Raw genomic sequence first — 17181 nt, forward strand, 5'->3', positions numbered from 1 at the left:
TCCGCGACGTCACCATAGAACACCTCCTTCATCAGCATGATTAGAAGGTGTTGCGATGACCAGTTGAACCCGCCCGGGGAGAACGGCCATTCGTTTGGCACGGCCTGAGGGGTGACCGGACCTGAAGGCCGGTATGCGGCTAAACTCCAACATTCTCCGTGAAGGTTCCAGCGATCCCGATCAGAACCGACATGAAGAAGGTGCCAACGGCCATGCCACTCAACGTGAACTCGGCTCCGAAAATTGCATCTACGACCATCATGAATGGAAAGATGATCCATCCCAGTAAGAAGTACAGAACGCCGCGCTTGGGATTGAAATCCCAAACCTTCTCGGGAAAGTTTTTCCGGTCGTAGAAGGTCATGAACAACGCAACGCACAAGCCCACACCGTGAGCGAGGCTCCACAAGGGGTTCCAGTCATCTTGGGGGATGCCTGCTATGTAGCGGATAGCCAGCGCTAGAAGCAGAAGCAGGGCTAACGCGACAGCACCAATCAATTTACGTGGATTCAAGGCTTTGTATCCTCGGAGACGCAGTGGGCATCATGATAGCTGCGCGGCATCCTGCCAAGCTGGCAACTCAGCTAATGTCTTCTTTGCCAGCGTCACCAGTCATCACCAACCCCAACGTCGTTCTCATTTCGTTCTGTCCTACAGCCGCCCGCTTGCGTTACGCTCCTCGCATTCGGGATGGAGGAACTTCATGGCCATTATCGAAGCCCTTGCGCTGCCCGCGCCAGCCGCGCGCTGCGATGGCTGGAGCCCGGAGCGCCAGCGCGCCTTTCTCGAGGCGCTTGCCGAAACGGGCGTGGTGCGCGCCGCCTGCGAGGCGTGCGGGCTTTCGACGCGCTCGGCCTATAATCTGCGCTTTCGCGTCGACGGCACCGCCTTTCGCCTTGGCTGGGACGCCGCCTTGCTCCTCGCGCGCGCCCGGCTTGCCGACGAATTGATGGCGCGCGCGATCGAGGGGCAGGAGGACGTGCTGGTCCATGGTGAGGACGGCGTGGTGACGCGCCGCCGGCATGATAACCGCCTCGCCATGTCGATGCTGTCGCGGCTCGACCGTCTGGCCGATCCTGCGAGCGATGGCGACGCCGCGCTCGCACGGATCATCACGCAGGACTTCGAGGCGTTTCTCGACATGATCTCGCGCGGCGGGGGTGAGGAGAACGCCGCCGGCCTTGCCGCTGCGACCGCCCTGTTCCTCGCCGCGCGCCGCCCCGATATGGCCGCGCCAGTGCCCGGCCAGGAACGGTGTGAACTTCGCGGGGAAGACGATGTCGCGCCGCCCGCCGATCTTACACCCGAAGAGGCCGTGGCAGCGCTGAGGGGCGTCTGGTGGTGCGATGTCCGCGACGCGCTCAGGACCGATTTCCCGCCCCCGCCGGGTTTCGACGGCGATGAGGAATACGCCTTTGGCGATCCAGGCTACAACCGCGCGCTGAGCGATCGCGAGGCCGCGGCGCAACACGCGATCAACGAGCGGCTGATCGCCCCCATCCGCGCAGCCACCGCCGAGGCGCGCGACGCCTATTTCGGCTTCGTGGCCGGGCGTCCGCGCAAACGCGGCGCGCGCACGCCCCCGCCCCGCGCCGATATCACCGACGCAATGCGCTTTCCCGAAATTCCCCCGCCAGCCGAATATCCAGTCCAGCGAGATCCGGCGGCATACGGCGTTTCCGCCGAACAGGCCGAAACGCCGATCGCAGCCGGCGCCCCTGCGCCATCCACCGCCGACGCGGACCTGCCCTATCGCACCGTGCGCCCTTGCCCCAGGTCGTTCGTGGCACCCGGACGACCACCTCCCTGGGCGACGCCGCTCTGAGCCCGTTCAAGCGCCCACTTCTTCTTTTCTCCGCGCTCTCTGCGTCTCCGCGTGAACATTTTTTGTCGTGCAGAGCCGCAAAGGAAGAAAGAAACAGCTTCCGCCACAAATCTCGGCCACGGCGCGCTCCGCACTTGCATTCCGCCCGGTTTTCCGCCATGGGCCGCTGCAACCGGGGTGGAGAGCCAGTCTCTCTGCCCCTGGTTTTTTTGAGAAGACAGCCGGAGGGGCGACCGCATGGGGCGGCGTCAGCGATCGGCCAAGATGAAGGAACAGCGCGCATGGCTCTGTATGAGCACGTGTTTCTCGCGCGTCAGGATCTGGCACAAGCCCAGGTTGACGCGCTGGCGGAAACCGCCACCAAGATCATCGAAGAGAACAACGGCAAGGTCGTGAAGACCGAGACCTGGGGTCTCCGTTCGCTCGCGTACAAGATCGCGAAGAACCGCAAGGCGCACTATGTGCTGCTCGACATCGACGCCCCCGCTGGCGTGGTCGCCGAGCTCGAGCGCCAGACCGCGATCAACGAAGACGTGATCCGCTACATGACCGTCAAGGTCGACACCCATGAGCAGGGCCCCTCGGTCATGATGCGCAAGGGTGAGCGCGATGGCCGTCGTGGTCGTGGCGACCGTGAAGGTGGGCGCGAAGGTGGCCGTGAAGGCGGCCGCGAGGATCGTCCCCGTCGTGACGCAGACAGCGAATAAGGAGCTCTGAACCATGGCACGCCCATTTTTCCGCCGCCGCAAGAGCTGCCCCTTCGCCGCCAAGGATGCGCCGAAGATCGATTACAAGGACGTCCGTCTGCTTCAGGGCTTCGTGTCCGAGCGTGGCAAGATCGTCCCCAGCCGCATCACTGCGGTGTCCGCAAAGAAGCAGCGCGAGCTGGCCAAGGCGATCAAGCGCGCCCGCCATCTCGGCCTTCTGCCCTATATCGTGAAGTAAGGAGCGCAGGCACATGCAAGTGATTCTGCTCGAACGCGTTGAGAAGCTCGGCCACATCGGTGACGTCGTCACCGTGAAGGACGGCTTTGCCCGCAATTTCCTGCTGCCTCGCAAGAAGGCGCTCCGCGCCAACGAAGCGAACCGCAAGGTCTTTGAAGCCAACCGCACCCAGATCGAGGCCGACAACGCCGCCCGCCGCGTCGATGCCGAAAAGGCTTCGCAGGACGTCGACGGCAAGAGCGTCACGCTCATCCGTCAGGCTTCGAACGCCGGCCAGCTTTATGGTTCGGTTTCGGTCCGCGACATCGTCGAGGCTCTGGAAGCCGAAGGCGCCAAGGTCACCAAGTCGATGGTCGTGCTCGACCGTCCGATCAAGGCGATCGGCGTCGAGACCGTCAAGGTTGCGCTGCACCCCGAAGTCGTGGTGACCGTCAAGGTGAATGTCGCACGTTCGCCCGAGGAAGCCGAGCTTCAGGCGCAGGGCGTCGACGTGATGGCCGCCATGTTCGAAAAGGACGAGGCGGGCTTCACCGAGGAGTTCGATCCCAACGCCGAGCCCGGCGAGATCGCTTCCGTCGCGGTCGAGGTCACCGAGGAAGAAGCCGAGGGCTGATCGCCTTTCGCGACTTCAACGAGAAAAAGGGACCGCCCGGCTCGCAGGAGTTCGGGCGGTTTCTCTTTGCCCCCGCGCGTCACACCCCGCCGAGATACAGGAACAGCGTGACGCCGAGCGTTGCGTAGGACGCGAAGAGCGGGATGATCTGTTTCAGCATGCGCCCTTGATGCATGAAATCACACGCGCCCGCTGTGCGCCCGCGCACATGATGGCAAGGCTCAAAAGACGGCGCTGAGTTCAGCACCAGCGGCCGGGCCGCGATGCCGCGACGCCGTGACCCCGCGCCAGGCGGAGGCCAGCCGCGCAATGCCCTTTTCCAGCATCGCCTCGGGCTGGGTATAGGGTATCCGCAGGAAACGCTCGAAAGACCCATCTGCACCGAAACGCGGTCCCGCTGTCACGCGCACGCCATGCCCCTCCGCGGTCGCCGCGAGCGCGGTACTCAGTCTGCCGGGCATTTCGGCCCAGAGCGAAAGCCCGCCCGGAGGTGGCTGCACGCGCCAGTCGGGCAGGTGCGCGCCGAGCAGATCGATCAGCTTCGCACGATGCCGCCGCAACTCTGCACGGCGCGTTTCGAGATCGGCATCGCCTTGCACGATCAACGCCGCGGCCGCGATCTGCTCCAGCACGGGCGTCCCCAGATCGAGCGACGGGCGGACGCGACCGAGCGCGGCGATGGTGCGCGCGCTCGCGCGGATCCAGCCGATACGCAGTCCGCCCCAATAGCTCTTGCCGGTGGATCCCAGCGTAACCACCCAATCGCCGCTGTCATGCGCAGCGACGGGCGCCGGCGGTGGCGCATCGAGCCAGAGATCGGCCAGCGTCTCGTCTATGACGAGCACCGTCTGCGTCCGCGCGGCGGCGGCCGCGAGTTCGGCGCGTTCCGCGGCATTCATGCAGCGCCCGGTCGGGTTGTGGAAATCGGGCAGCAGATAGGCCAGTCGCGGACTTGCCTGCCGGAAGGCAGCGGTCATCGCCTCGATGTCCCAGCCCTGCACAGGGAGGCCGACCGGCACGGGACGGCAGGACATGCGCTGGATCGCGTCGATCGCATGCGGATATGTCGGATGATCGACCACCACGCGGTCCCCGGGCCCCGCGAGCAACCGCAGGACCAGCGCGAGGCCGTGCTGCGCGCCATGCGTCACCATGATCTGCCCCGGTTCGGTCGGGCAGCCCCGCGCCACGTACCGGGCAGCGATAGCCTCGCGCAGCACATCCAGACCAACCGGTTCATAGCCATGGCCCGGCAGATGCGCCGGCAATGCTGCCAGTGCGCAGGCATAGGCGCGGTGCACGCCAGCGCCCGCAGGGAGCGCCGCAACGGCAAGATCTATGATGTCGCCCGACGCATAATCGGGAATCGCTGCGGGCCGCCCTCCAGCACCGGCGGGGACGCTCGTCCGGCTGCCCGAGCCCTGGACGCTCACGAGATAGCCTTCGTCACGCAGGATTGCGAAGGCGGCGCTCACCATCGTCCGGCTGACGTCGAGTGCCGCGGCCAGATCCCGTTCGCCCGGAATCCGGATAGCCAGCGGCAGCCGTCCGTCGAGGATCAGCAACCGCAACGCGTCGGCCAGTTGCCGGTAACCGGCACTCCCCCTGCCCGCTCCGCGCCATGCGCCAAGTTGCCGAACAAGCGACGCCGTACCGATGGTCCGTCCCAACATACTGCCATTATGTGGCAAGTGGATATTTAAAACAATGCCAATTTTGTTCATTGGCAGGGGATGATGACCCGTCGCCTTGCCCAACTCTATGCCGGCCTGATCCTCTACGGCTTCTCGATGGCCCTGATGCTCCGTGCCAATCTTGGCCTCGACCCATGGGATGTCTTTCATCAGGGCATCGCGATGCGCGCGGGCTGGAGCTTCGGCACCGTGGTCAACGTCGTCGGCGCTTTGGTGCTGCTGCTCTGGCTGCCGCTACGCCAGCGCCCCGGCATCGGGACGATCAGCAATATCGTCGTCATCGGCCTGGCCGTTGATGCCAGCCTGTATTTCCTGCCCGTGCCCGAGACGCTGCCCGTTCGCGTCGCGCTGCTGGCGCTCGGCATCGTGCTCAATGGCGTTGCCGGCGGCGCCTATATCGGCGCTGGACTGGGCCCCGGCCCGCGCGATGGACTGATGACGGGATTTGTCAGGCGGACGGGCTGGTCGATACGCCTCGTGCGGACGGGGATCGAATTGTCGGTGCTCGCCATCGGCTGGATGCTGGGCGGCACCATCGGACTGGGGACCGTATTATATGCGGTTTCGATCGGCTGGCTGGTCCAGATCTTCCTGCCACCGCTGACGATCGTCGAGCGCAGGACCGATCCCGTACTCGATGTGTCGTGACCCGGGGGATCAGTAACCCATCAGGCTGAGCACTTCCTTGCGGCTGCGCTCGTCGTCGCGGAAAACCCCCATGACGCGGCTGGTCGTCATGGCGACCCCGGGGGTGCGCACGCCGCGCGCGGTCATGCAGGCATGGGTAGCCTCGATGACCACGGCGACGCCGTGCGGCTGCAGATTTTCCCAGATGCAGTCGGCGACTTCGGCAGTCAGGCGCTCCTGGACCTGGAGACGACGCGCAAAGCCGTGCAGCACGCGCGCAAGCTTGGAGATGCCGACGACACGATCCTTGGGCAGATAGGCGATCGAGGCAGTCCCGATGATCGGCGCCATGTGATGCTCGCAGTGCGACTGGAAGGGAATGCCCTTGAGCAGCACGACCTCGTCATAGCCGCCGACCTCTTCAAAGGTGCGCGAGAGGTGGAGCGCGGGATCCTCGCCATAGCCCTGACAATATTCACGCCATGCGCGCGCAACGCGCTTGGGCGTATCCAGAAGTCCTTCGCGCGACGGATCGTCCCCCGCCCATCGGATCAGTGTCCGGATCGCTTCCTCGACATGCTCCGGCACATCGACCTTCGCGGGCGAACGGACAAGGTCGCCATCATCGGGTGAAGCGGAATCGGTCATGAAACTCCCCTTGGGTTACCGTTTTTGCCGCTAGCACGCGAAGCCCCTGACACCAAATCGCCCCAATGATCCTGCACTTGCACGCGTTGCTTTGGCGCTGCAGCGAAAAAATGACGTTACGGCAACGCGGCCCTGAATCCGATACGTCTCGAATTGCAACTGTTTCCTTGCTGCAACAGCACCAAAACTCCCGCAAATCCAAAGCTATCCGCGGTTGACGGAGAAAATTTTTGTGCAACATTTGTCTGGAAAACCGCACCAAGCGGACGGCCCGCAAACAGGGCCAACAGAGAGGGGAAAATCCATGACGAAGCTCGAATTGCTTACGGCATCCGCCTTGGCGCTCGTGATCGCAAATCCCGCACTCGCGCAGGATACCGCGAGCGAGACGGGCATTGCAGATATCGTCGTTACCGCACAGCGCCAGGCCGAGCGGCTTCAGGACGTTCCCATCGCAGTATCAGCCTTTTCCGCCGAAGCACTTGAGTCGCAGCAGATCGAGAACGCGACCGACCTCCAGCTCACGCTGCCCAACGTCACCTTCACCAAGACCAACTTCACCTCGTCGAGCTTCACGATCCGCGGCATTGGCGACCTTTGCGTCGGCATCACCTGCGACCAGGCCACCGCGATCCACGTCAACGACATGCCGCTGCTCTCGACGCGCCTGTTCGAGACCGAGTATTTCGACCTTGAGCGCGTCGAGGTCCTGCGCGGGCCGCAGGGCACGCTGTTCGGCCGCAACGCGACATCGGGCGTGGTCAACTTCATCACCGCCAAGCCCGACCTGACCGAATTCCAGGCCTCGGGCAGCTTCGAGTACGGCAATTTCGAGTCGTACAAGATCAACGGCATGGTGAACGCGCCGATCACCGACACACTCGGCGTTCGTCTGGCGGGCTATTATCTGAACCGCGACGGCTATACCAAGAATGTCTACGATAACACGCGTATCGACGGCCGCGACCTTTACGCCCTCCGCGGCTCACTGCGCTGGGAGCCCTCGTCCTCCACCACGCTCGACCTGATCGGCTATTATTTCCGCGAGAAGGACGACCGTTCGCGCATCCAGAACCAGCTCTGCAACCGCGACCCGACGGGCATTCTGGGTTGTGCGCCCGACAAGCTCGAGAATGAGACGACCAACGGCAACTCAACGCTCGCGGCACTGATCGCGTCCAACGAGTTTCTCGGCATCGCATCGGCCGCCTCGGGCGGCGCGCTCGCCCGCTTCGGGCTCGGCAGCATCTACGGCCCCGATGTCTATGCGAACTTCGCGAAGCCGGATGGCCTTCGCAACGTGAACATCGACTTTGCGCCGACATACTTCGCCGAGGAATATCACATCATGGGCCGGCTGCAGCAGCAGCTGGGCGACCAGTTCAGCCTGACCATGACGGGCGGCTACACGCATAACACCGTGGACTCGCGGACCGACTACAACCTCGCGGTCGAAGCGCCGCTCGCCAACAATCCCGGCCTTGCCCAGCTTAACGCGCTTGGCCGCGCCGGTTCGCCGTTCGCGTTTCTCAACGCGGTTCGCCAGGCACTGATTCCCAACGGCCCGGCGGGCGGCGTCTGCCAGTCCGACGCCGACCCCAATGGCGTCGGCGTCTATGGCGGCAACACGATCGGCTGTTTCGGGCAAAGCCTCGACTTCGACCGGTCCAAGCTGACGACGCGCCAATATGCGATCGAAGGCCATGTCGACAGCCAGTTCGACGGCATGTTCAATTTCCTGATCGGCGCCAACTATCTGGACAGCCAGACAAAGGATAACAGCTATTACGTCAACGCCTTTGGCCTCGACTATGCGACGGGCATCCTGGGCGCTGCAAACACCGGCGGCGCCGCCTTTTTCGGCACGCCCTTCTACCGTAACGACTCGGACCTCTTCCGCCTGAAATCCTTCGGCATTTTCGGTGAGGCCTATGTCGAGTTCAACGATCGTCTCAAGCTGACGCTCGGCCTGCGTTATAACGACGACAAGAAGTTCATCAGGGCACGGACGACGCTGCTGCAGGATTCGGCAGGCCAGTTCCCTGCGGTGCCATTCGGCTCCGACAGCTTCACCGATGCGCTCAATTACGCGCTGCTCGATTTCGACGCCACCAAGCCGGGTGCCCAGGAATATGCCGAGCACAATGTAAGCTTCAACGAATTCACGGGCCGCGCGGTCCTCGACTACAAGATCACCGACGACAACCTCGTCTACCTGTCCTACTCGCGCGGCTACAAATCGGGGGGCGTCAATCCGCCGCTGTCGCCGATCTTCGCGGTGCCCGTGACCTTCGACCCCGAGACCGTCGACTCGTTCGAGATCGGTTCGAAAAACACTTTCCTCGACGGAACGCTGCGCCTCAACCTCACGGGCTTCTACTACAAGTACAAGGATCTGCAGCTCAGCCGCATCGTCGCGCGTACCTCGGTCAACGACAATGTCAGCGCCGACATCTACGGCGTGGAGGCAGAGGCCATCATCAGCCCTGTGCGCGCGCTGATAGCCAATCTCGGCTTCAGCTACCTGCATTCGAAGGTGTCGAACGACAAGTTCCTCAGCAATCCGCGCGATCCCTCCGGTGGCCGTTCGGATGCGGTCATCATCAAGGATCTGCAGAACGCGTCGAACTGCGCGGTGGTGCCGACCACCGCGGGCAATGTCGTTGGCGTGAACACCTATGTCACCGCGGTCAACACCGGGCTCGGGCTGCGCGGCCCCGTGGCGGTTCCGGGCACCAACACCACGGGCGCCTTCTCGATCTGCAGCGCGCTCGCGGCCACTGCGGCGAACCCGCCTGCGGCGCTCCGCGCGCTGTTCGGCGTGCCAACGGGCGCCCTGCCCTTCCAGGTCCTCGGCAGCGGCGTGGAGGTCAACCTCAAGGGCAACGAACTGCCCCAGGCGCCGAACTTCAAATTCTCGGCGGGCCTTCAGTACACGGTGGACTTCGACAACGGCATGTCGCTCGTTCCGCGTATCGACCTGACCTATACGGGCGAGAGCTATGCGAGCATCTTCAACGGCAATATCGACCGGATGCCGGGCTATGAGGTGATCAACGCGCAGATCCAGCTCAACGGGCAGGAGGATCGCTGGTTCGTCCGCGCCTTCGTCCAGAACCTGACCAAGAACAACGCGATCACGGGCCAGTATGTGACCGACCAGTCGTCGGGCCTGTTCACCAACGTCTTCACGCTGGAACCGCGCCGCTACGGCCTTGCCGCCGGCTTCAAGTTCTGACGCGACAGAAACGCACAATCTGTGCCCCGGTCCGCAAAGGACCGGGGCCCTTCTTTTGAGACAAGCGATTGCCGGTCGAGCACCTGGCCCGTGCGAAGCGCGTCAGGGTGGGCTCGGCTGCCCCTGAGCATGAAATGCCGCGAAGACCTCGTTCAGAGGCTTGGTCTCCGGGAGGATATAGACCACTCCGCTCGTCTCCTTGAAAAGCGGACTCACGACTTTGGCATAAAAGGAGGCGGGGACATTGATGCAGCCATAGGTGATGCGATTGTCTTCCGGGGAAGGCGAGTTCAGCCGTTGCAGGCGCCGTTCCTTCTTGTTCGCTGTAACGACCGGGTGGAGTGAGATCGCAGTCACATAGTCGACCCAGAGGACTTTGCGATTGCCGCTGCCAATCCCGTACTTGGCCACAAAACGCCCGGCGGGCGTCGTGCGATCTTCAGGCTTGATTGCTGACAACTCGCGGTCGCCGACGCCAGGCGCGGACTCGTCCCCGGGTGCGATACCCAGCAGGGCTGGCGCCGCGCCGAGGAACTGGCCCTGGGCATCGAATATGATCACTTCGGCCGCGACCTTGTCGATGATCATGAAGGGCAGATCGCCATTGTCGCGGGATGCGGTGATCCACTGCGCCATTTGCGCCACAATTTCGGACGATGGTTCCACGGCGTCGGCGGCTGGCGCGTCGGGGGCTGCCACCGCGTCCACGAGCGGCTCGGCGGCGCTCGCCGTCGGCACCTCCTGCGCCGAAGCCACCCACGGCAACGCAACGCATCCAAGCGCGAGCCATGCTGCTGACACGCGAATGTGCATGATCAATCTTCTCTACCTCAAACTAATCTGCCACCGCGGCCGCGGAGTCCGAAGGACAAGGATTCTCCGACGAACTCCGCAGCCGAGCGATTAGTTCCGGGGCCGCTTTTGCGCCAGCTGCTGCTCAAGGCCGTCAACCCGGCCAGTGAGCTGATCGAGCCGCTGGTTCGCCGACTGCGCGGCTTCCGCCGCCGACTGTGCGGTCGTGTTGGCCGTGTTCGCCGTGCTTTCGACTTGCTGCACCTTCGATTCCAGCGCAGCGACGCGAGAGGTGACCGTTGCGACCTGCTCATCCACATATTCGGTAGTTGCGCACGCGCTGAGGCTCAGTCCGCCTGCGATTATCAAGCTGACGGCCGCGATTCTTTTTCCTGGTGAGAGCATTTCCAACTCCTTTCAAAGCGTGCTGCGCAAGCAGCCAAGTTCGCGCCCCAACGCAACAAGAACGCTACCCAACAGAGTTGATTCAACCTTCAGAATATCAGGCATCCGCCAGCTTCGACTAAGAAGATATCCGTAGAAACCCGTAGAAACTCGCAGTTTTTTGCCGATGCCGCGCGCCGAGACATATGCTCCTGCACGAAGCGGCGCCCTGCCGGGCGCGCTCGCTCGCGGTTGACCTTGCGCAACGGGCAGCAAATGCGCGATTGGCGCATCGAGTTCAGCCACCACGCGGAAATTGCGTAGGGGTTTCTTGCCATTGTGCGCGCGGTGAAATGGCGGCAATGCGACAATGGCTTTGCCCAAAGCCAGCGCGGCGGGCATCTGCAATTGCCCCCCCGCATAGCCCTGCCCGCCGCGCACATGATTCCCTAATTCCGGACAGGATTTTTGTTGGTAGCGGAGGAGGGACTTGAACCCCCGACACGCGGATTATGATTCCGCTGCTCTAACCAGCTGAGCTACTCCGCCCCATGGGCCTCGCGCTTGGTGCGCGGACGGGCGCTATAGTCAGCGGCGCGGGGGTGGTCAACAGGGCATTGTCATCCAAAGCGATGTCGCGCCAGCGGCTCCCATGTTCCGGCGCGGTAGCGCCAGGCGGCGAGCCCCGCGATGGCGAGCGGACGCGGCCGGAACGCCTGTTCCAGCGCCTCGGCCAGTGCCCTCGCGACACGCGGTTCGACCTTGTTCTGGATGGTGACATGGGGCCGCCAGCCCGCCTGATCCTGCGCGATCAGGAGGCCGTGGAAATGCTCCGCAAGCTGCACGCGAATCTCGTCGAGCGCGGGGCTGTCGATACGCAGCGCAACGCCCCGGTCCATCCGCATGACACCCGCGACGCGCGCGGCCGGCGACGGCGTGCCGCGTGTCGCCGCTGAAAGCTGATCGCGAAGTTCGGGTTCGATCGCGGGCGGCAGATGCTGGAACAGTGTCAGATGCGCGGGAACGCGATTGTGCTCCGCCGGGTAATGCGCGCGCCGCAGCCCGTCGAGCCACGCGAAATCCGCGTCACCGAAGAACGCGGAGACGATGATCGGCGCGCCTATATCTCGACCTGGCTGCCGAGTTCGACGACGCGGTTGGTCGGCAGCTTGAAGAAGTCCATCGCGCTTTCGGCGTTGCGCATCATCCACGCGAACAGCCGCTCACGCCACAGCGCCATGCCCGGCCGCGCCGAGGGCAGCAGCGTCTGCCGCGCAAGGAAGAAGCTGGTGTCCATCATCTTGAACTCGGGGCCGCAGCCCGTCGTCAGCCTCAGCGCCTCGGGCACGTCGGGCTCCTGCATGAAGCCATAGCGGATGACGAGGCGGTGGAAGCCATGGCCGAGGTCTTTCAGCCCGCAGCGCTGCTCCATCGCGACATAGGGCACGTCCTCGATCTTCACGGTCAGCAGGATGACGCGCTCGTGCAGCACCTTGTTGTGCTTCAGATTGTGGAGCAGCGCGTGCGGCACGCCGTCGGCGGTCGAGGTCATGAACACCGCTGTCCCGGGAACGCGCGTCGCCGAATTGGCGGCCGAGTTGACGAACACCGCGATCGGCATCGCTGCCTCACGCATACGGTCCATCATGAGCTTGCGCCCCTTTGCCCAAGTGGTGAGCAGGGTGAATGCGAACAGCCCAACGAGCAGCGGGAACCAGCCGCCATCGGGCACCTTGGTCAGATTCGCCGCAAAATAGGCGGTGTCGACGATGAAGAAGACCGCGAGCACGACCACGGCGATCGCCTTGTTCCAGTGCCACAGGCTGAAGAGCACCACCGCGAGCAGGCAGGTGTCGATGAACATCGCGCCCGTCACCGCGATACCATAGGCCGCGGCGAGGTTGCTCGACGAGCCGAAGAACAGCACGAGCAGGATCACCATCACCATCAGCGCCCAGTTGATGACGGGGATATAGATCTGTCCCGCGGCGCTGGCGCTGGTGTGCTGGATGCGCAGGCGCGGGATGAAGCCGAGCTGGATCGCCTGCTGGGTGAGCGAGAAGGCGCCCGAGATGACGGCCTGGCTCGCGATCACCGTCGCGAGCAGCGCCAGGATGACGAGCGGCAGGCGTACCGCTTCGGGCGCCAGCAGGAAGAAGGGATTCCTGATCGCCTCCGCGGCACCCGCCGCATCCAGCGACAGGATCATCGCCCCCTGCCCCAGATAGTTGAGCATCAGGCCGGGCAGCACGAAGAAGAGCCACGAAACGCGGATGGGATTGCGCCCGAAATGTCCCATATCGGCGTAGAGCGCTTCGGCGCCTGTCACAGCGAGGACGACCGAACCGAGCGCGAGGAACGCGAGCGTGCCGTCGGTCATGAAGAACTGGACGGCATACCAGGGGTTGAGTGCGATGAGGATCGCGGGGGCCTGGACGATGTGCATGATGCCGAGCACCGCGAGCGCGACGAAATAGATCATCATGATCGGCCCGAAGAGCTGGCCGACCTTGGCGGTGCCGTGCGCCTGGATGGAGAACAGCCCGATCAGAATGGCGACCGCGATCGGAAGAACCCATGTGCCGAAGCGCGAATCGACGGTCACGAGCCCTTCGGCCGCCGAAAGCACCGACATTGCGGGTGTGATCATGCTGTCGCCGTAGAACAGCGCGGTGGCGAACACGCCCAGCATCACGATCGGTGCGCTCCAGCGCTTGCCCTCGGACTGGCGGTTGATCAGCGCGAGCAGCGCGAGGCTGCCCCCCTCGCCCTTGTTGTCAGCGCGCATGATGATCGACACGTACTTGATCGTGACCACGATCATCATCGACCAGAAGATGAGGCTCAGAACGCCAAGGATGTGGAGCTTGTCGGGCGTGAGCGGATGGTGCCCCGCAAAGGTTTCGCGAAACGCGTAAATGGGACTCGTGCCGATATCGCCGAACACGATCCCGATGGCCGCCACCGCCAGCTTCGCAAGAGGCTGGTCGACATGGGCCTGCGAGGCTTGTGCCTCCGCTGCCGTTGCTGTGGTGCTCATCGAGCGTTCAGTTAGCTCGCGTCATACTGACAAAGGCCATAAAAAAAGCCGTCTCTCTTTGCCGAACAAAGGGCTCGCGGCCACTAGCATTTCGCATCTGCACTATCAACTGCGCCTTCGTCACTCGTCCACCGCCAGCGTCCGGATGGTGAACTGGGTCACCAGTCGCTGTACGCCGGGAAGCGTGGCCAGCACCTCGCGATGGACGCGTTCGTAACTGTCTTCGTGACGAATCAATACCTTGAGCAGATAATCCGACTCGCCGCTCATCAGGTGCGCCTCGCGAATGACCGACGTCCTGAGCAGTGCGTCCTCGAAGGCCGCGAGCGTCGTCTGGCGCTGATCGACCAGCGTGACCGAGACGAAGACCGTGGACGGGCGGCCTCTGGCCGCGGGCGATAACCGCGCGCGATAGCCGAGGATCATGCCGCTTTCCTCGAGCAGCTTCACGCGCCGGTGCGCCGCCGAAGGCGAAAGCCCGATGCGCAAGCCCAGCCTCTCGCTTGTCACACCCGAATCATGCGCGAGAATGTCGAGAATTTTGCGGTCGATCGCATCGAGTTTGATAATTGTTGTCAGATACCCCTCCAGATCGGGAGATTATCCCAAATTCCGACCATTGAAAGGATCGTTTTGCAAACACTTCCAGTGGCGATGGCGATATTCTCGACCGCAAAGACATTACAGGAGACGGACAATGAAGGTCGGCGTTCCCAGGGAAATCAAGAACCACGAATATCGCGTCGGCCTCACCCCGCCCTCGGTCGCCGAGCTGACCGCCGCGGGGCATGAGGTCTTCGTCGAGACGCAGGCGGGCGGCGGGATCGACTTCGACGACGCCGATTATGTCGAGGCGGGCGCGAAGATACTCGGCACGCCCGCAGAGGTGTTCGCAGCGGCCGACATGATCGTGAAGGTCAAGGAGCCGCAGCCGCAGGAAATCGCGCTGCTCCGCCCCGATCACCTGCTTTTCACATACCTCCACCTCGCCGCAGACAAGCCGCAGGCCGAAGGACTGATGAAATCGGGGGCGACGTGCATCGCCTATGAAACCGTCACATCGCGCACGGGATCGCTGCCGCTGCTCAAGCCGATGTCGGAGGTTGCCGGCCGCATGTCGATCCAGGTCGGCGCGCACTATCTTGAAAAGGAACAGGGCGGACGCGGCGTATTGCTGGGCGGCGTGCCCGGTGTGGCGCCCGCCCGGGTCGCGATCCTCGGCGGCGGCGTGGCGGGCGTGAATGCGGCGCAGATGGCGGTCGGCCAGCGCGCCGATGTCACCATCTACGACATCTCGAACGAGCGTCTGGCCGAACTCGACATGTTCTTCGGCAGCCAGATCAAGACCGCCTATGCGTCGAAGTCGGCGATCGCGGCGGCGGTGAAGAACGCGCACCTCGTCATCGGCGCGGTGCTCGTCCCCGGCGCTGCCGCCCCCAAGCTGGTGACGCGCGAGATGCTCAGGACGATGAAGCGCGGTTCGGTGATCGTCGACATTGCGATCGATCAGGGCGGCTGCTTCGAGACATCAAAGGCGACCACGCATGCCGATCCTGTGTTCGAGGTCGAGGGCGTGATCCATTACTGTGTCGCCAACATGCCCGGCGCGGTCGCGCGTACCTCGGCCTTCGCGCTCAACAACGCGACGCTGCCCTTCGCGCTCAAGCTGGCGAACATGGGCGCGGAAGCCGCGATGAAGGCCGATCCACATCTGGCCAACGGCCTCAACGTCTCCGACGGCAAGATCCGCCATCAGGCGGTGGCCGAAGCGCTCGACCTGCCCTATTCGCCCTGGGAGGGCTGAAGGGGCGCAGGCGATGCGCCCATCTGCTGCCTGAGCATGCCGAGCTTGGATTCGAGATCGGCACGCCAGGGGGCTTCGGGCGGCGTCCGTGCGAGCAATTCCGCCCAGAGTGCCTCGGCCTTGTCGAGCTGTCCCGACTGCGCGAGCGCAAGCCCCATGAAAAAGGGCGGGCCAGGATGCTCGGGCGAAAGCTGCGCCGCCTTCTGGAACGCATATTGCGCGGCGGGCGAGATCATCCCGTCGCCATGCGCCACCAGCGCATTGCCAAATCCCACCCACAGATCGGCGCTATTGGGATAGGCGTGAACCGCGCCGCGCATCACCGTAACCGCGGCGCGGGTAGAGCCCAGCCGGCCATAGGTGTCGGCGGTGTCGAGCCACTGCGCCTCGGTGCCGAACTGGCCCATCATCGCCTTGCGCTGCGCGATCAGTTCGGGATCGACATTGACGGTATCGGCGCGCGCCTGAACCGGGCTACCGACCTGGCCGGGGTTTCCCTGCCAGGCATAGCCCGCCAGCCCGAGCAGCAGCGCCGCGCCGATCAGTTCCCAGCTCAGCCGGGGCACACGACCGAGGCGCCAGAGAAGCAGCCACGCGGCCAGCGCCATGGCGACAATGATGATCCAGCCCATCAGCGCTTCTTCCGAACGCGAAGGCGGCCGCGCGCGAGCCATATGCCCGTCGCCAGCAGCAGCAGAGGCGCAATCCAGAGCGGCGCCGTGCCCGCGGAAAAGCCCGGCTTGTAGCTCACCCACTCGCCATAGCGCTCGATCATCCACGCGCGAATCGCCTCGGGGCTCTCGCCCTTCTGGATGCGCTCGCGCACCATGGCGCGCATGTCGCCCGCGATCTCGGCATCGCTGTCGGCGATCGACTGGCCCTGACAAACCACGCAGCGCAGCGTTTCCATCAGTGCGACCGCCTTGGCCTCCTGTCGGGGATCGGGAAGCTGGGTGTCGGCGAGCTCAGCGGCAGGCATCGCGGAATCGGCCAGTGCGGCAACGGGTGCCGCAATCAGCATAAGGGCAAGCAGCGCCCTCACCGTGCCTTCCTCAGCTCTTCGAGGATCGTGGGGACATGCTCGGGACGGATATCGCCGATATGCTGGTATCGGATGATCCCCTTGCCATCGACGACGAAGGTTTCGGGCACGCCCGACGAGCCGAGCGCGAGCTGGACCGAGCTGTTCACGTCCGATCCGATGCGTTGATAGGGGTTGCCGTTGCGCTTGAGAAAGGCAGCAACATCCTCAGGCCTGTCGCGGATCGCGATCGCATCGATCACGACCCCCTGTCGCGCCATGCCTTCGAGCACGGGCGCTTCCGCGATGCAGGGCAGGCACCAGCTTGCGAAAATGTTGAGCAGCCGCGGCTGCCCCTCGGCGAAATTGGCACTGCCGAGCGCCGGGCGGCCGTCATACGCAGCTGGCAAGGCGAATTGCGGCAATGGCTTACCGATCATCTTCGATTCTATCGTGCGCTCGGCGGGGTTGATCAGCCCATAGGCAACGATGCCGAAGAACAGCCCGAACAGCGCCAGCGGAATCCAGAGAATTGCGGGCTTCATCGTT

At 63.9% G+C, this 17181-nt stretch carries 19 protein-coding genes and 1 tRNA gene; 7 read left to right on the forward strand and 13 right to left on the reverse strand.

Going from position 1 to position 17181, the window contains the following annotated elements:
• Positions 1–139 precede the first annotated feature (139 nt).
• Complete coding sequence (locus tag MKI88_RS09140; RefSeq protein WP_241631042.1) at positions 140–514, reverse strand: hypothetical protein; 375 nt, start codon at positions 512–514, stop codon at positions 140–142.
• A gap of 190 nt (positions 515–704) precedes the next feature.
• On the opposite strand from MKI88_RS09140, the gene MKI88_RS09145 reads away from it, so the two are divergent.
• The 4 genes from MKI88_RS09145 (at position 705) to rplI (ending at position 3384) form a co-directional block, all read left to right on the forward strand.
• Complete coding sequence (locus tag MKI88_RS09145) at positions 705–1826, forward strand: hypothetical protein (protein ID WP_241631043.1); 1122 nt, start codon at positions 705–707, stop codon at positions 1824–1826.
• A gap of 281 nt (positions 1827–2107) precedes the next feature.
• Positions 2108–2533, forward strand: a complete 426-nt coding sequence (gene rpsF / locus MKI88_RS09150; RefSeq protein ID WP_241631044.1) for a 30S ribosomal protein S6 — start codon at positions 2108–2110, stop codon at positions 2531–2533.
• 13 nt (positions 2534–2546) lie between these two features.
• A complete protein-coding gene (rpsR, locus tag MKI88_RS09155) occupies positions 2547–2771 on the forward strand; it encodes a 30S ribosomal protein S18 (RefSeq protein ID WP_119759194.1) in 225 nt (74 codons plus the stop codon).
• A gap of 13 nt (positions 2772–2784) precedes the next feature.
• The gene (gene rplI, locus MKI88_RS09160; protein ID WP_241631045.1) at positions 2785–3384 is read left to right on the forward strand and encodes a 50S ribosomal protein L9; all 600 of its coding nucleotides are present in this window, start codon (positions 2785–2787) and stop codon (positions 3382–3384) included.
• A gap of 221 nt (positions 3385–3605) precedes the next feature.
• Here the strand turns inward: rplI and MKI88_RS09165 are convergent, their stop codons facing one another.
• Positions 3606–5057, reverse strand: a complete 1452-nt coding sequence (locus tag MKI88_RS09165) for a PLP-dependent aminotransferase family protein (RefSeq protein WP_241631046.1) — start codon at positions 5055–5057, stop codon at positions 3606–3608.
• 60 nt (positions 5058–5117) lie between these two features.
• On the opposite strand from MKI88_RS09165, the gene MKI88_RS09170 reads away from it, so the two are divergent.
• On the forward strand, positions 5118–5726 hold the full coding sequence (locus MKI88_RS09170; RefSeq protein ID WP_241631047.1) for a YitT family protein: 609 nt from the start codon (positions 5118–5120) through the stop codon (positions 5724–5726).
• A gap of 9 nt (positions 5727–5735) precedes the next feature.
• Here the strand turns inward: MKI88_RS09170 and folE are convergent, their stop codons facing one another.
• A complete protein-coding gene (gene folE, locus MKI88_RS09175; RefSeq protein WP_241631048.1) occupies positions 5736–6353 on the reverse strand; it encodes a GTP cyclohydrolase I FolE in 618 nt (205 codons plus the stop codon).
• A 304-nt stretch (positions 6354–6657) separates the two neighbouring features.
• Between folE and MKI88_RS09180 the strand changes: the two genes are divergently transcribed.
• Positions 6658–9591, forward strand: a complete 2934-nt coding sequence (locus MKI88_RS09180) for a TonB-dependent receptor (RefSeq protein ID WP_241631049.1) — start codon at positions 6658–6660, stop codon at positions 9589–9591.
• Between the two features lie 102 nt (positions 9592–9693).
• Here the strand turns inward: MKI88_RS09180 and MKI88_RS09185 are convergent, their stop codons facing one another.
• The 7 genes from MKI88_RS09185 to MKI88_RS09215 form a co-directional block, all read right to left on the reverse strand.
• Positions 9694–10404: a hypothetical protein gene (locus MKI88_RS09185; protein ID WP_241631050.1), complete on the reverse strand. Its 711-nt coding sequence runs from the start codon at positions 10402–10404 to the stop codon at positions 9694–9696.
• A 90-nt stretch (positions 10405–10494) separates the two neighbouring features.
• Complete coding sequence (locus tag MKI88_RS09190; protein ID WP_241631051.1) at positions 10495–10788, reverse strand: LPP leucine zipper domain-containing protein; 294 nt, start codon at positions 10786–10788, stop codon at positions 10495–10497.
• Positions 10789–10800: 12 nt separating this feature from the next.
• Positions 10801–11169 carry a hypothetical protein gene (locus MKI88_RS09195; protein ID WP_241631052.1) on the reverse strand — a complete coding sequence of 123 codons (369 nt, stop codon included), beginning with the start codon at positions 11167–11169 and terminating at the stop codon, positions 10801–10803.
• A 70-nt stretch (positions 11170–11239) separates the two neighbouring features.
• A tRNA-Met gene (locus MKI88_RS09200) sits at positions 11240–11316 on the reverse strand.
• Positions 11317–11387: 71 nt separating this feature from the next.
• Entirely contained in the window at positions 11388–11891 is a 504-nt protein-coding gene (locus MKI88_RS09205; protein ID WP_241631126.1) for a 2'-5' RNA ligase family protein, read from the reverse strand.
• A complete protein-coding gene (locus MKI88_RS09210) occupies positions 11888–13807 on the reverse strand; it encodes a potassium transporter Kup (protein ID WP_241631053.1) in 1920 nt (639 codons plus the stop codon). The genes MKI88_RS09205 and MKI88_RS09210 overlap by 4 nt, the downstream gene beginning before the upstream one ends.
• A gap of 120 nt (positions 13808–13927) precedes the next feature.
• Positions 13928–14374 (reverse strand): Lrp/AsnC family transcriptional regulator, encoded by a 447-nt coding sequence (locus MKI88_RS09215; protein WP_281063730.1) that lies wholly within the window; start codon positions 14372–14374, stop codon positions 13928–13930.
• 130 nt (positions 14375–14504) lie between these two features.
• On the opposite strand from MKI88_RS09215, the gene ald reads away from it, so the two are divergent.
• A complete protein-coding gene (gene ald / locus MKI88_RS09220) occupies positions 14505–15611 on the forward strand; it encodes an alanine dehydrogenase (protein WP_241631055.1) in 1107 nt (368 codons plus the stop codon).
• On the opposite strand, the gene MKI88_RS09225 is transcribed toward ald, so the two are convergent.
• The 3 genes from MKI88_RS09225 to MKI88_RS09235 are packed head-to-tail and all read right to left on the reverse strand — an operon-like array spanning position 15590 to position 17177.
• Positions 15590–16285 carry a tetratricopeptide repeat protein gene (locus tag MKI88_RS09225; RefSeq protein ID WP_241631056.1) on the reverse strand — a complete coding sequence of 232 codons (696 nt, stop codon included), beginning with the start codon at positions 16283–16285 and terminating at the stop codon, positions 15590–15592. The genes ald and MKI88_RS09225 overlap by 22 nt on opposite strands.
• Positions 16243–16653 carry a cytochrome c-type biogenesis protein gene (locus MKI88_RS09230; RefSeq protein ID WP_407073325.1) on the reverse strand — a complete coding sequence of 137 codons (411 nt, stop codon included), beginning with the start codon at positions 16651–16653 and terminating at the stop codon, positions 16243–16245. The genes MKI88_RS09225 and MKI88_RS09230 overlap by 43 nt, the downstream gene beginning before the upstream one ends.
• Positions 16650–17177 carry a DsbE family thiol:disulfide interchange protein gene (locus MKI88_RS09235; protein WP_241631128.1) on the reverse strand — a complete coding sequence of 176 codons (528 nt, stop codon included), beginning with the start codon at positions 17175–17177 and terminating at the stop codon, positions 16650–16652. Before MKI88_RS09235 ends, MKI88_RS09230 begins: the two co-directional genes overlap by 4 nt.
• Between the last annotated feature and the right edge of the window lie 4 nt (positions 17178–17181).

Source organism: Sphingomonas sp. LaA6.9, from assembly GCF_022601895.1.
Lineage (GTDB): Bacteria > Pseudomonadota > Alphaproteobacteria > Sphingomonadales > Sphingomonadaceae > Sphingobium_A.